General features: G+C 64.4%; 13 protein-coding genes. 5 read left to right on the top strand and 8 right to left on the bottom strand.

Features of this window, described 5'->3' with window-relative positions; all coding sequences use genetic code 11:
• Positions 1 to 64: 64 nt before the first annotated feature.
• From HMPREF1136_RS04910 to HMPREF1136_RS04900, 3 genes are all read right to left on the bottom strand, one after another.
• Positions 65 to 592 carry a GNAT family N-acetyltransferase gene (locus HMPREF1136_RS04910; protein WP_034504963.1) on the bottom strand — a complete coding sequence of 176 codons (528 nt, stop codon included), beginning with the start codon at positions 590 to 592 and terminating at the stop codon, positions 65 to 67.
• Positions 580 to 879: a type II toxin-antitoxin system TacA family antitoxin gene (locus HMPREF1136_RS04905; protein WP_009648225.1), complete on the bottom strand. Its 300-nt coding sequence runs from the start codon at positions 877 to 879 to the stop codon at positions 580 to 582. Before HMPREF1136_RS04905 ends, HMPREF1136_RS04910 begins: the two co-directional genes overlap by 13 nt.
• 159 nt (positions 880 to 1,038) lie before the next feature.
• Positions 1,039 to 1,857, bottom strand: coding sequence for a YbjN domain-containing protein (locus HMPREF1136_RS04900; protein ID WP_009648215.1), 819 nt, complete (start codon positions 1,855 to 1,857; stop codon positions 1,039 to 1,041).
• 108 nt (positions 1,858 to 1,965) lie between these two features.
• On the opposite strand from HMPREF1136_RS04900, the gene HMPREF1136_RS04895 reads away from it, so the two are divergent.
• Complete coding sequence (locus HMPREF1136_RS04895) at positions 1,966 to 3,063, top strand: EcsC family protein (protein WP_009648219.1); 1,098 nt, start codon at positions 1,966 to 1,968, stop codon at positions 3,061 to 3,063.
• 24 nt (positions 3,064 to 3,087) lie between these two features.
• On the opposite strand, the gene HMPREF1136_RS04890 is transcribed toward HMPREF1136_RS04895, so the two are convergent.
• A complete protein-coding gene (locus HMPREF1136_RS04890; protein WP_009648210.1) occupies positions 3,088 to 5,226 on the bottom strand; it encodes a hypothetical protein in 2,139 nt (712 codons plus the stop codon).
• Positions 5,227 to 5,508: 282 nt separating this feature from the next.
• Between HMPREF1136_RS04890 and HMPREF1136_RS04885 the strand changes: the two genes are divergently transcribed.
• Positions 5,509 to 6,099, top strand: coding sequence for a GNAT family N-acetyltransferase (locus HMPREF1136_RS04885; RefSeq protein WP_051023519.1), 591 nt, complete (start codon positions 5,509 to 5,511; stop codon positions 6,097 to 6,099).
• A gap of 145 nt (positions 6,100 to 6,244) precedes the next feature.
• Positions 6,245 to 6,709, top strand: a complete 465-nt coding sequence (locus HMPREF1136_RS04880) for a MerR family transcriptional regulator (protein ID WP_009648199.1) — start codon at positions 6,245 to 6,247, stop codon at positions 6,707 to 6,709.
• Between the two features lie 92 nt (positions 6,710 to 6,801).
• On the opposite strand, the gene HMPREF1136_RS10285 is transcribed toward HMPREF1136_RS04880, so the two are convergent.
• Positions 6,802 to 7,575 carry a family 20 glycosylhydrolase gene (locus tag HMPREF1136_RS10285; protein WP_009648211.1) on the bottom strand — a complete coding sequence of 258 codons (774 nt, stop codon included), beginning with the start codon at positions 7,573 to 7,575 and terminating at the stop codon, positions 6,802 to 6,804.
• Positions 7,576 to 7,799: 224 nt separating this feature from the next.
• On the opposite strand from HMPREF1136_RS10285, the gene HMPREF1136_RS04870 reads away from it, so the two are divergent.
• Positions 7,800 to 9,293 (top strand): glutamine synthetase family protein, encoded by a 1,494-nt coding sequence (locus HMPREF1136_RS04870; RefSeq protein ID WP_034504977.1) that lies wholly within the window; start codon positions 7,800 to 7,802, stop codon positions 9,291 to 9,293.
• 24 nt (positions 9,294 to 9,317) lie between these two features.
• Here the strand turns inward: HMPREF1136_RS04870 and HMPREF1136_RS04865 are convergent, their stop codons facing one another.
• From HMPREF1136_RS04865 to HMPREF1136_RS04855, 3 genes are read right to left on the bottom strand one after another with little or no spacing between them, the layout of a single operon-like run.
• Positions 9,318 to 10,283 carry an EGFR-like transmembrane domain-containing protein gene (locus tag HMPREF1136_RS04865; RefSeq protein ID WP_009648198.1) on the bottom strand — a complete coding sequence of 322 codons (966 nt, stop codon included), beginning with the start codon at positions 10,281 to 10,283 and terminating at the stop codon, positions 9,318 to 9,320.
• The gene (locus HMPREF1136_RS04860; RefSeq protein WP_009648208.1) at positions 10,280 to 10,858 is read right to left on the bottom strand and encodes a 1-acyl-sn-glycerol-3-phosphate acyltransferase; all 579 of its coding nucleotides are present in this window, start codon (positions 10,856 to 10,858) and stop codon (positions 10,280 to 10,282) included. The genes HMPREF1136_RS04865 and HMPREF1136_RS04860 overlap by 4 nt, the downstream gene beginning before the upstream one ends.
• 47 nt (positions 10,859 to 10,905) lie before the next feature.
• The gene (locus HMPREF1136_RS04855) at positions 10,906 to 11,760 is read right to left on the bottom strand and encodes a D-hexose-6-phosphate mutarotase (protein ID WP_034504961.1); all 855 of its coding nucleotides are present in this window, start codon (positions 11,758 to 11,760) and stop codon (positions 10,906 to 10,908) included.
• A 227-nt stretch (positions 11,761 to 11,987) separates the two neighbouring features.
• Here HMPREF1136_RS04855 and typA point away from each other — a divergent pair, with 227 nt between their 5' ends.
• Complete coding sequence (typA, locus tag HMPREF1136_RS04850; RefSeq protein ID WP_009648196.1) at positions 11,988 to 13,907, top strand: translational GTPase TypA; 1,920 nt, start codon at positions 11,988 to 11,990, stop codon at positions 13,905 to 13,907.
• Positions 13,908 to 13,932 lie beyond the last annotated feature (25 nt).

Here is a 13,932-nt window from a genome sequence, read left to right as displayed (position 1 = left end):
GGACGAGGCCCGGGTCAGCGCGCGCTCGCGGCTCACCGAAGCGGCGGCGCGTGGCGGAGGACAGCTACTCGTGCGCGGTACCCAACGCGAGTGCAATCGTTTGCGTCGGCACGATGAGCTGCAGCGGGGCGATAGGCGAGACCAGTGCGTCAACGTGATGCGTGTAGAAGTCGCGTGCGTGCTCGTCCTTGCAGTGGATGAGCAGCGCGGCGATTCCGAACTGGTCCGATGCCGCGAGAGTCCGGCGAAGCGCGTCGAGCAGGAGCGTCGCGCCCACACCCTGCCCCTGTACTCGGCGGTCAACCGCGAGCCTGGCCAGGAGCATGCACGGGATTGACCGGGGTCGGTGGGCAGCACAGTCATCCGGCGACCACTCGCGCCGAATCGTCGCTGCCGCTAGCGCGTAGTAGCCGGCGATACGCCCGCTCTGCTGGCACACGTAGGTCACCGCGTTGTTGGCCCGCTGGTTTTGCCACGCATAGCGGTGAAACCAGGTGTCCAGTTCGTCGTTTCCACACGTGAAATCGCTGCGCTTGTCATGGCGCGCCAACCGGCGGGGAGCATCGAGCACCGGGAGCTCTAGTCCGTCCATGTCAGCGTCGATCCGACGGGGGAGGGGCGGGCGGCGAGCGCTTGGATTTTTGTCGTCGGAAGCGGCGCGTCCAGGGCCTCCAACAGACGCTCGAAATCCTCGTCTGTTGCGACGAACTCCGTGCGGTCCTCCAGCACCTGATCCGCGCGTTCCAGGGCGGACGCGAGGACAAAATCGCTCAGCGACGTCTGCGTAGTGCTCGCGACGTAGCGCAGCTTTTCCTCCTGCGCAGGCGTCAAACGCAGGTTGATGCGAGATGACTTTGTGGCAGTTGCGTGCGCAGACATGTCGCGCTCCTTTCCGCTCGTACATACATTGTATGCCGGATCGGGGCGAGTGGCGACAGCTGAGCACATAACGAACCCGGGCCTCGTCGACGGGGACGAGGCCCGGGTCAGCGCGCGCTCGCGGCTCACCGGAGCGGTGGCGCGGACGGGTTAGGGCGTTTACTCCTCCGTGCCGCCCAGGGCAGGGATGCGCTCGATCTGATCCTTGAAGAAAGACTCGGCACTCGAGATGAAACGATCAAGATTGACGAACAGCTGCGAGTCAGTCAGGCCCAGACGGGCAGTCACATACTGCTCGGCGCACAGGCGCTGACGGCCGTCGTCCAGAGATGCGACGTAGACCTTGGGCCACGTCGTGGACGCGTTCCAGTCGTTACAAGCCTGCAGGAGACGCGAACGCAGCTCCATCGAGACCTCTTCGCGCACAGCGCCCCACATGCTCACATCCGCGCCGTCATTGACGACCGAGAACACGTAGAAGCCGTTCGTGAAACCCGTGTGCAGGCGGTTGTCCTTCACGTCGTAGGCGTAGTCATTCGTTTCGAAGAAGTCGACGAGGCGCTTGAGTTCGACGGGACGCACAACCCGGCGGCGATCAAGGGCGCGCTTGCACTGCTCGATGACCTCCGGCGCGTGCTCGTTGGTTGGATCCATGGCGAGGCACTGCTCGAGGTAGGTCAGCGCGCTCTCCTCCTCATCCTGCCAGTACAGGGCGGTACCAATGCGGTAGTACCACACCGGGTCTGCCATGCCCTCTGCTTCAACGCCGCGCAGCAGCTCGACGGCGTGCCCGATGAGTTCCTTGAAGGAATCCATGTACGGCTGCGCGTAGTTAATGTAGGCGCGCGCCAGCAGGCCAGTCAGCTCGTAGTCCAGCGATGTTGGCGCATCGCGTTCGATGAGCGCAATGATCTTCTGGTGTTCTTGTTCTTCATGCAGAGCATTGATCTGCGCGATGAGCTGTGAGCGCGAATCCACGGACGTTCCTCCCACGTGAGGTCATGAGTGAGTACCGAAACACAAGCATAACAGGGGAGAGGAAACGTCCGAGGGGCATGGGAGGACGCCGCTGTGTAGGGTGGAGGCGTGAAGGAAGAGGCTACGACTGAGGGACCTGCGCCCGACGACACACGTGCCCGCATGAGCGCCGCCGACGCGGCCCAATGGGACGAGATTCAGCAGTGGAAAGAGGCACAGATTAGTCCCCTGCGTCCTCGCGTCATTTCCCAGCGCCTGCGCGCCTACGCAATGGCACCTGTCAGGAAGGCAGTCAGGCTCGCGCGAAAGGTCCCCGGCGGCGCGGCCATCGCCTCGACGATGTCTTCGTCGGCGCTGCGCCTTATGGAGAAGGCGACGTCGGTATCCGAGGCCTCGGTGCGTCGCGAGCGCATTCTGAAGTCTTACCGAGAGGCGGGTTACGATGTTGAGCGGCTGGAGGATATCCGTAGCCTCGGTTTGAGCCTCGACCAGATTCGCCCGGTGAGACCTCACCTGAAGATCGCGTATTCGAGCGCCGTGGCTATCGAAGGTGCGCTGACCAGCATCGTCGCGACGGGAGGTTCGGTCGCTGCCGTCCTCGGCCTGGGGATCATCTCGGCCCCCGGCATTGCGATCACGACCTTTGCGCTCGCCCTCGACATCGTAACGTTCCTGGGCGCTGCGACGCGCCTGGTCTCCCACACGGCGGCCTATTACGGCTACGACACGGTTGATCCCGCGGAAAACCATTTCGCCACGATGGTTCTCTCCCAGGCGATCGATCCGAAACGCGCTACCGGCAACCAGGTTGTCGAAAAGCAAACGACGTTGATCGCCGTCAACAAGGTCGTGCGTGACATCGCCAAGCAAGGGCCAATGGATGCCGTCGGGACCAACGCGATCTCGGCTGCCGTGAACCCCTTGGTTGCTTCCCTTGGCTCGCGCCTGGCGGGCATGAAGGTTGCCCAAATCGTGCCGTTCATTGGCATCCTCGTGGGCGCGTTTCTGAATGCCTCCCTCATGCGCACGATCGGCGACACGGCCGACCACCTCTACCGGGAACGCTTCCTCGCGGAACGCTACGGATACATTGACGAGGCCGGGGAAGACTCCACGGGCGTCGTGAGCGCTGCGGTGGCCGACGAAATCAGCGCCGATAACGCCTCCACCCTGGAAGAGACAACAACCGAGGGGCGCTCGCACTAACGAACGCCCCTCGGGTCTCACACGTCAGTTCCGTGAGTTCCAGTTCTGCCAGTCGTCGTCCTGCGCGTCGACGGCGATCACCGGCATGTGCGCGGTAGCGCCGGGCGCATTGCCCTCGGGCAGCGCCTGTGCGGCCTCTTCTTCACCCTTCTGCTTGCGGCGCTTCGACCAGGGCCAGCGGCGCTTCTTCTGCGCTTGCGGCTCCGGACGGATCTCTTCGCTCCACGAGAACTGCGAGGTCCAGCTCTCCTGGAAGCCGCCGGATTGCTCGGGAGCCTGGGGTACCGTGGGAACCTGCTGCGCGGCAGCGCCCTGATCTACCGGCGGGAAGGGCTGAGCGGGTGCCGTCGGCATGGGCTGCTGAGGTACCTGCATCTGCGGCGCGGCCGGCACCGCAGGAGTCTGCGGTGCCTGCTGGGCTTGCGGGGCCTGCTGGCTCGCGGCGGGGGAGTCCCAGTCGAAGGAATCCATCCTGTCGAACTGAGGCATCTGCACGGTGGGCACGCCTTCATCCGAGTCATCCCCAAGGGACGAGGCCGGGGCGGGCATCGCCTCGGGCGCGACGCGTGGCTGCGGCGCGGCAACCGGCTGAGGTGCGCCAGTCGATGCGGGGGCGGAGGACGCTTCGGGCGACGCGACGTGTTCCGGCTCAGGAGGTGCGGCCTGCTCGGGCGACGCGGCAGATGCTTGCTGGGTGGGGACCCGCAGCAGCTTGACGGTCGGGACGTCAACGTACTGAGGTGCCTCGGCCGGCGCTTGCTCGGGAGCGGGTGCGTCGACCTGCTCCGGCTGCGCGGCGGACTGAGCGGGGGCAGGCTGCTCGGGTTGGGGTTCTTGTGCGGGTGCGGGCTGGGACTGTGCCTCGGGCTTGAAGCGTGGGAGCTTGACGGTGAGCATGCCGGGGTCTTCGGGTGCTGCGGCGGACTCGGCTTCGGGTGCGGGTTGTGCCTGTGCTTCGGGCTTGAAGCGTGGGAGCTTGACGGTGAGCATGCCGGGGTCTTCGGGTGTCGCAGCTGGCTCAGCGGGTGCGGGTTGCTCGGGTTGGGGTTCTTGTGCGGGTGCGGGCTGGGACTGCGCCTCGGGCTTGTAGCGCGGGAGCTTGACGGTGAGCACGCCGGGGTCTTCGGGCGTCGCAGGGGTGGTCTCAGGTGCAGGCGCAGGAATGGGGGCTGCGGGTGCTGCTCCATGGGACGCCGCGACCGGTTCCGTCTTGGGTGCCTCGACCGGCTCAGCAGCGGGAGCCGCGACAGGTGCGGCTTGGTCGTCGTAGGTGCCGAATAGCTGTGTCTTGGCGTCGGGGTCGGCTTGGTCGTCGTAGGTGCCGAACAACTGCGTCTTGGCGTCGGGGTCGGCTTGGTCGTCGTAGGTGCCGAACAACTGCGTCTTCGCATCGGGATCTGAACCGCCAAATGTCGTGAGCAGTTCTGTCTTCTCACCCGACATGGAAGCGGTACCGCGGACCACCGCGGCACCACCCATCGTGGGCTGCTGCGGCTCGTGCTGGGGTGTCGCAGAATTGGGGCCGCGCTGATCGGAGGGGGGCATGCCCATGGGAGCACCGAGAGGCTGGCCGGGGATGCCGCCAGCTGTGGGAGCGTAGATGGGCTGCGGAGGAACAGTCGGGGCGGGCCCCGTCTGTCGTTGCCAGACGAAGCCCGTTTCGCGCGGCGTCGGGTCACCGGGTGTCGCATTCTGCGCAGGGTAGGGGTTGTACGTTGCTCCCTGACCGAACTGAGCGGGACCACCAGTGTATGCCGAGGCCTCGGGCATGCCGGGCCGTGCCGGGAAAGGAACGCTTCCCTGGCCTGAGGGGGGCACACGCTGAGCCTGTGACTTCTTCTTGGCCTTCTGTGAACGCAAGGCGTAGACGATGAAGACGACCACCAGAACAAGGATGATGATGCTGATGATCAGGGCGGTCAATAGCCACAAAGATGGAGTCGACGATGCCTCCTCAGCGGCGGCACGCAACGGTGCGGCCACGGTGGCGCTGCCCTTGTTCTCCACAGAAAGGGCCGATGCCGCGTCAGTGAGGTGGACGTCCGTAGCCAGGACGGACGTCTCCGACAAAGGCGGGATCGCGGCTGCGTAGGCCCCTAACGACGGGGTCGACACGATGAATAGGGTCCCGAGCGTTGCGCACAGGGTGCGGAAAAGTCGCATGCAATCCTCCTGGATCTAGGTCACTCGATTATCGTCTGTTCGCGCGCGCAAAGCAATGGAGGGGACGATGCCCGAGAATGTCTGACCGAACGTCAAGTTGGTATGCCTCGCATGTCAAAGAAAAAATCCTCTAACTGACAAGGTCTCCTGAGAAATCATCGCGTAGTATGACAACCGTCTACCTGACGTCAGGTTTTCGACCTTATTACGAGGTGCTATCTGGTCTAACAGAGGAGGGGCGCTGTGAAGTGTCGGCCCGCAACGAGTGCAGATATTCCTGAAATGACACGCATTATCACGGAAGGATTTCTTGACTATCCATTTCATCTCACGCTCAAGCCATATGTCTACCAGACGGAGCGTTACCCACAATGTCTGGCTGTCCTCAACGAGATGATGGCGAAAGCCTACCTGGCCTCCAGAAACGCTCTCGTCGTTGAACATGAGGGACAGGTTATCGCCGTTGCACTCATGCATGATCGGCCAATCGGCTTGTGGCGTAACGTGGTCAGCGGCGGGTATCGCCTCTTCCGCTACGCATCTCCGCTCTTGGTGGCTGACTTTGCCCAGGCGGCCTACGACGGAGATCAGGTCGCTATCGATAATGGCGATTTTGACTGGTATCTCGAGATTTTGTCGGTCGATAAGCGGATGCAGGGTCGGGGAGTAGGCCGATGGCTCGTTGCCAAAGTCCTTCCCGACTTTGTGGCGAAGCGGGGTGGGCGCGCGTACGGACTGGTGACGTGTACGGAATCCAATGCTCGCTTTTATACGAATGGTGGCTGCGAGCTGCTGGGGCGTGCGGAGAAGAAAATGCGAGATGAACCCTTCTCGATTTGGGCCTTCCAGCATCGAGCGGAGCTTCTCCGATGATGGTGGTCTAGCGGTCGAACTCCCGTCGCGGTCGTGAGTGGCCGCACGGTCACGCGGACGCGATCTTTGTGCAGGTCGCGCCGCGTGATGCACGTCCCCCAATTCCGCTTGACTTCAAGGGCTTGAGGTCTTTTAGGGTGAGGTCATGGCAGGAACAGGCTCCGGGCGCACGTACTCTATTAAGGAGGTAGCGGCGCTCGTTGGCTTGCCCCCATCCACCCTGCGCTATTACGAGGATGTCAGCGTTATTCCTGCCATTGCGCGCGATCCCTCGAGTGGGCATCGTATCTATACGGAGGGTGACCTGGAGCTGCTCACCTGGGTCGCGTGTCTGTCGGCGTCGGGTATGTCGATTGCTGATATGCGGGACTATGTGCGCTCGGGTTTGGGTGTAGACCGTGATATTTCCGAGTTTATTTCCCTCCTTGAGCAGCAGGATGCGCGCCTTCAGGAGGAGGCGCAGATCATCGAATTGCGCCGTGAGTTCTTGCACACAAAGGTCGAGTATTGGCGTGCAGTCAAACGTGAGGACGCGCTAGAAGCTGAGCGCTTGGATACTTGCGCGCGTGAACTTGCTGAGCGCTTGAAATCGTGGTCGCCGCGCTCATAGGAGCCTGGCGGGGTGGGGTTCCATGCCTGCTCCGGACCTCGCCCCGCTAGGGGGCACAGGGCCGCGTGTCTGAATTGGCGCGCGGCCCTCACTTATGTCCGCGGTGTCTTCCAGTAGGCAACGGTGTGGCGCAGGTAAGTGAGCTCGTTGTCGATCAGAGGGGAGAGCTGCTTCCACGGTAGTGTGACTGATCCATGCCATGCGGCCTCGGCGGTGACGAGGAGGTGGGGGAGTAGGTGGAGGAAGGCCGGGTCTGAACTCGTGATCCTGGTGGGGTGGATGAGGGCTTCGACTCCTCGTAATCGTTCGGTTGACATGGCCTCCGGCAGTCGTGAGTGGAGCTGGTGCGCCTGCTCGAACGGTGTGGAGTCGTATGTGGCCGTGGGGCCGTCTCGCCCGTGTGTGTGGGGGAGCGGACGAGGCTCGGGTTGCTCATCGTGGGATAGGCGCGGATCGGGGCATCTGTACGTGGGGTAGGCGCGGATCGGGGCATCTGTACGTGGGGGGAAGGAGATTTCGGGGATGATGCGAATGTCGCGAGCCGCCGCGTAGGTGACGAGGTGGCGGATGTCGGCCTCGGAGTAAAAGCCGTGTGCGCAGTGGGGTGGGTGTGCGAGGCCGCCTCCTAATCGGAGGGAGGTCGCGTGCCCATCGGTTGCCGGGCGGGGCGCTTGTGCTCCTGCGCCGGTGAGAAGGTGGAAGCTGGGGATCGGGATGCGCCATGCCGTGTCGTTGGCGAGTCGCCAGTGCAGGACGTTGAGATGATACCTGGCCATGATGATGAGGAGAAGCTCCACGTGGGGCACTGGCCAGAACGTGTGCGCTGAGTCGATGAAGACACTGCGCCAGGAACACGCGGGGCGCATTGTGGGATCGTGGGGGACGGATAAAGCTGCGATCGCCGTTAAATCTCCTAATGTGCGGCTAGTAAAAGTGTAACAAGCGTCACTAAGACACTGTATTTGTTTGACGGGGAATGGTCGCGAAAAAGTGGACATCGGATGGTGGCGTGCGGGTGTTGGGGTAGTCGTGTGGTGGTAACGTGTGGGGTGATCGTGTGAAACAAGTCATGCTCAAAGAGGAGTTTGAGATGCTCTCGACTGACACCGTCTCCCTCAGCCCGAATCCCCTCGTGCAAGCCTTAGGGAAGCCCGCGCAAGAGTTCACGAAGGCCGACATCATCGGATACATCGAAGACAATCGGATCTCGATGCTCAACCTTCGCTACGTCGGCGGAGATGGTCGGCTGAAGACCCTTAACTTTGCGATTCAATCCAAGGCGCATCTCGACCGTGTCCTCACCCTCGGTGAGCGCGTCGACGGATCCTCGCTCTTCTCCTTCGTCGAGGCAACGTCCTCCGACCTGTACGTGGTACCGCGCCTGGCCACCGCGTTCCTCAACCCTTTCTCCGCGATCCCCACGGTGGAGTTCCTGTGCGGTTTCTACGATGTGAGCGGAGCGCCCCTGGCCTCGGCCCCGCAGGAGATCCTGCGCAAGGCTCAGCGCGCCCTCGAAGCGGAGACAGGCTGCACCCTCGAGGCCCTCGGCGAACTCGAGTACTACCTCTTCTCCCCGGAGGACCCGCTGTTCCGGGTCGAACCCCAGCGTGGCTACCACGAGTCTGGGCCGTTCTCGAAGTGGGAGGACGTACGTACCGAGACCCTGCTCCACCTGGTGAGCATGGGGTGCGCCGTCAAATACGCTCACTCCGAGGTCGGTAACTTCGTGTCGGATGGGCGTCAGATGATCCAGCAGGAGATCGAGTTCCTGCCCGTAGACGCGTGCGCCGCGGCCGATCAGATGGTGCTGGCCAAGTGGGTGCTGCGCGAGGTCGCCCACTCATACGGCATCGAAGTGTCCTTCTCGCCCAAGATTGCGGTGGGTCAGGCCGGATCCGGCATGCACTTCCACACCCGCCTGGTCAAGGACGGCGTCAACCAGTTCTCTACGGGATCGGGCCTCACGGAGGCGGCCCTGAAAGTCATCGGCGGCTACCTGTCGCACGCCGCGTCGCTGACGGCTTTCGGGAACACCGTGCCTACCTCGTTCCTGCGCCTCGTGCCTCATCAGGAGGCGCCGACCGCGATCTGCTGGGGTGACCGTAACCGCTCGGTCCTCGTGCGCGTGCCCCTCGGGTGGCAGAATATCGACGACTCGATGTTCCGGGACGCGAACCCGAACGAGCCGCCCATCGCAGGACTTCCTAACGACTCGCAGACCATCGAGCTGCGCAGCCCGGACGGGTCGGCGGCCATCCATCTGCTCCTGGCAGGTATCGTGGTTGCCGCGCGCATAGGGCTGACACGGCCCGGCATGGCCGATTACGCGCGCAAGCGCAAAGTTGACGGTGACGCCTCACAGACCCCCGGCCTCGACCAGCTGCCCTCGTCGTGTTTCGAGGCCGCGGGCCGCCTTCTCACGCAGCGCGAAGACTACGAGGAAGGCGGTGTGTTCCCGGTCGGTCTCATTGACTCGTGGGCCGCGCGCCTGGTCGAGCTGGGCGACATGCACCTGCGAGACGACCTGGCCGACTCGCGGGTGTCCGTCGAAGAACTCGTCGAGCGTTACTTCCACATCGGCTAGAACACCCGAGCATCGCTCGAATGATCAGTCGTCCGTCGGGGGAGCGAAGCGCTCGCTGGACTCCGGGGTGGGCGGCATATCCGTGGGGTCTTCGCGAGGCGAATCGGCCCCCAGTGCGGGCGGCGCAGGCGTGAGCGCCGACAGCGCGGACCCAGGCGTGGGGGACGCGTAGGGCGCTGCTCCCGTCTTCGCCTCCAAGGCGGCCTCGCGCTGCGACGCTCGCACGGATGCATCCCAATCGAATTGGGCGTCGGCCGCCGCCTGACGCGACCGGCGAATCCACCGAATGAACGCGCCCACGAGAACCAGCGCGAGGACGCCGCCGGTGATCGCAAGGATCGGGGTCAGGGACGAGCGCGCGGAACCCCCGCCTCGTTCCCGGCTCGGTGATGGCGACGGGGACGGTGTGGGAGAAACGGAAGGCGTGGGGGACGCGGCCGCCGCATCGGCGTCCACCGTGCCCGTCGCGGTCACATCGTCGCGCACATTCGTCCACGTGACCGTGCTCGCGTCCGTCTTCGTTGAGACGCCCGCGGACGTGACGGCCCCACCTTCCGAGGCCTCGACGATCTCGGAGGCGTGCGCGACCAGCGTGACAGAGTCGATGGTGGCGACGGCCTCGGGCGTGGAAAACCCCTCGAGAAGGCGGGCGGATTCCGAATGAAAGTGGAAAACGCCGCCAGAGTCGACCGTCACGACCTCCGACCCCGCACTGGGCAGCACCCACGTGAAGCGGCAGCCGTCGATACCGTTGACATCAACCAGCACGGCGGAGGACGCTTGCGCGCCCGTCCCCATCGATTGGCACTGCTCGCCGATGAGCGGATGATCCGTCGAGAGCGTCACCTCGTGGGTGGCGGACACCCCCGGAGTGATGTCGTAGACCTCAGCCAGGTGAATCGGCGTCGGATCATCCGCGACAGCGGGCGCACCGAGCGCACACAGCGCCAGCGCCCCACCGGCGCAGGCCATTGCGCGTGCACCCCTCACGACGCCTCGTCCTCGGAACGCAGACGCGGGACCGAGGTCTTGGCGGGCTTGACGCCCACCTTGCCCGCGTAAAACGCGCGAATCACGTCCATGTCGGCCCGCACATCACCCGTCAGACGGTACGTCGGCCCCCACCCGAAGGTGCGGGTGTTGCGGTCGATGAAGCCCAGCTGGATCGGCACATCCGCCTCCATGGCGATGCGGTAGAAGCCCGACTTCCAGAACTCACGCGGCGAACGCGTCCCCTTCGGGGTGATGCACAGCGTGAACGAGTCGGACTCGCGGATACGCTGGGCGACCTGCTCGACGAGGCCGTGGGCCGCGCTGCGCTCCACGGGAACCGCGCCGATCTTCTTGACGAACCAACCCAGCACCGGGGCCTTCACCACGGAATCCTTCACCAGGAACGAGAACGTGCGCCCCGACTTCCACATGGAAATCGCCATGAAGACGCCGTCCCAATTCGAGGTGTGCGGGGCACCGATAACGATGACCTTGTCCGGCAGGGGCTGCGTAGACAGCTTCCACCGGGAAACAGACAGGTAGGCGGACGCAATCGCGGAGGTGAGAGCCATGGTGGCCTTTCTGGTCGTAGCTGCCCTCAATCCTACCCGCGGGCCGCTCAGTCCAGCGTCTCCACGGCGAGGGTCTGCGTCATGATGTGAGGGTGGCCCGGCCACAGCGTCAGCGCCCTCTCGCGCACCGCCGCGGTCTCTACGCACACGAAGTGCTGCCACTCGCCCTCGCCGATATCGCTCATGGTGGCCGCACCCTGTGACCAGGGGTTCCACACGATGGTGGAGCCGGAGCCGTTCTTATCCACGATGATGCGTCGGTCCAGCTTGGGGTCGATGACGCTGACCTGCTGCGTCGTCGTGTAGATGCGGTCAGTGAAACCCACGAAGCTCAGGTCCCCGCACTGAGTGACGTAGCGGCCGCGCACCTTGTCGAAGTAGCGCTCGCCGTCCAAGCCCTCGATGCTCACGTCCTTGACGTCCCCGACGCGCAGGTAGGTGTGCATGGCGGCCTCAATCGCGAAGGGGTGATCGTCCTCGTTCGTCAGGGTCAGGCTCATGCTCAGCTCGTCACCCGCGCTCACATCGAGGCGCGCGCAGAAGGAATGGGGGTAGAGCATGGAGGTCTCGCCCGTGTGGTGCAGCTCGAAAGAGAACGAGGCCGGGGCGTCGTTCGTGGGGTGGGACGAGGAGCGGAGCTTCCACATGGAGGTGCGGGCAAATCCGTGAGCCCCCGCGCCCGGCCCTGGTCGTGATGGGGAGTCATCAGGGCCCCCGAACCAGGGAAGACAGAGGGGGACGCCACCGCGGATTGCTGTCGTGCCGTCGAGCACGGCGCGGGAGGAAAGCCATAGGACGTCATCATCGTTGGTTGGATGCCAGGACAGGAGGTGTGCCCCGAAAGGGGTGATCTGTGCCGAGGCTGAGGGGACAGTGGCAGAGAAGGTGGCGATGTCGCTCATATCTATCAGTTAAGTGGAGGGGTTGTTTCTCAGCAAATAGACCAATCGGTCCAGCTGGGTGGGGTGGTGACGTGGTGGATTTCGCAGGATGGCATGCGCATAGGCCCTCCGTATGCCGATATTCTGGAGAGGTATGTGCGTGGAATCGGTCAGCCGTCCGATTGTCAACCGGGCTTCTGTGCCCCATCACACGCAATAATAGGTGTCCACATGTGAGGAGTCCAGATATGCCCACGCGTCCCGACCTGCGAAACGTCGCGATCGTCGCACACGTCGATCACGGAAAGACCACGCTGGTTGACGCAATGCTCTGGCAATCCGGAGCGTTCTCCGAGCGCGACACGGTCGAAAAGACCGGCGAGCGCGTCATGGACTCCGGCGATCTTGAACGAGAAAAGGGCATCACCATTCTCGCCAAGAACACCGCCGTCCACTATCGCGGCCCCGCCGCGCAGGCCCTGGGCCTTCAGGACGGCGTCACCATCAACGTTATCGACACCCCCGGCCACGCCGACTTCGGCGGCGAGGTTGAGCGCGGCCTGTCCATGGTCGACGGTGTCGTCCTCATGGTTGACGCCTCCGAAGGCCCACTCCCGCAGACCCGCTTCGTGCTGCGCAAGGCCCTCCAGGCCCACCTGCCCGTCATCGTCGTCGTCAACAAGGTTGACCGCCCCGACTCGCGTATCGACGAGGTCGTCTCCGAGACGACCGACCTGCTGCTCTCCCTCGGCGAGGACCTTATGAACGAGGGCATCGACATCGACGTGGACTCCCTCATGGACGTCCCCGTCGTGTACGCCTCCGCTAAGGCCGGCAAGTGCTCCCTCGAGAACCCGGGCGACGGCCAGCTGCCCACCGAGAACCTCGAACCCCTGTTCGAGACTATCCTCAGCCGCATCCCCGGCCCCTCCTACGACGAGGACATGCCCCTGCAGGCGCACGTCACCAACCTGGATGCCTCGCCCTTCCTGGGCCGTCTGGCCCTGCTGCGCATCCACAACGGCACCCTCAAGAAGGGGGCCGACGTGGGATTGGCCCGCCACGACGGCACCATCCAGCGCGTGCACATCTCCGAGCTGCTGGCCACCGAGGGCCTCGAGCGCGTCTCGACCGACTCCGCTGCGCCCGGCGACATCGTCGCCGTCGCCGGCATCGAAGACATCATGATCGGCGAGTCCCTCGTTGACCTCGAGGATCCGCGTCCCCTCCCACTCATCACGGTCGACGACCCGGCGATCTCTATGACGATTGGCATCAACACCTCGCCCATGGCGGGTCGCGTCAAGGGTGCCAAGGTCACGGCGCGTCAGGTCAAGGACCGCCTGGACCGAGAACTCATCGGCAACGTGTCGCTGAAGGTCCTGCCCACCGAGCGTCCCGACGCCTGGGAAGTTCAGGGCCGAGGCGAACTCGCCCTGGCGATCCTCGTTGAGCAGATGCGCCGCGAGGGCTTCGAGCTGACCGTCGGCAAGCCGCAGGTCGTCACCAAGGAGATCGACGGCGTCCTCAGCGAGCCCATGGAGCGCATGACGATCGACATCCCCGAAGAGTACCTCGGTGCCATCACGCAGCTCATGGCCGCCCGCAAGGGCCGCATGGAAACCATGGCGAACCACGGGTCGGGGTGGATTCGCCTCGAGTTCGTCGTCCCCGCCCGCGGCCTCATCGGCTTCCGCACGCGTTTCCTCACCGAAACGCGCGGCACCGGCATCGCGTCGTCCATCGCCGAGGGCTACGCCCCCTGGCAGGGCACCATCGAGCAGCGCCTCACCGGCTCGCTCGTCGCCGACCGTGCTGGCCAGGCCACCCCCTACGCGATGACGAACCTGCAGGAGCGCGGCTCCTTCATCGTCGAACCCTCCTCGGAGGTCTACGAGGGTCAGGTCGTGGGCGAGAACCCGCGCGGCGAGGACATGGACGTGAACATCTGCCGCGAGAAGAAGCAGACGAACACCCGCAGCGCGACCGCAGACGTGTACGAGTCGCTGACTCCCTCGCGCAAGCTGACCCTCGAGGAGTCCCTCGAGTTCGCGGCCAACGACGAGTGCGTCGAGGTCACCCCCGAGGCCGTGCGCGTGCGCAAGGTCGTCCTGGACGCTCAGGAGCGCTTCAAGATCGCCGCTCGCGAGCGCCGCGCCAACCGCTGACCCACCCGAGTGCGCCCCTCCGCCC

The sequence above is a fragment of the Actinomyces sp. ICM47 genome (assembly GCF_000278725.1).
Classification (GTDB): domain Bacteria; phylum Actinomycetota; class Actinomycetes; order Actinomycetales; family Actinomycetaceae; genus Pauljensenia.
Note: the sequence above shows the minus strand (reverse complement) of the source record. Positions and strands in the feature narration are given on the sequence as shown.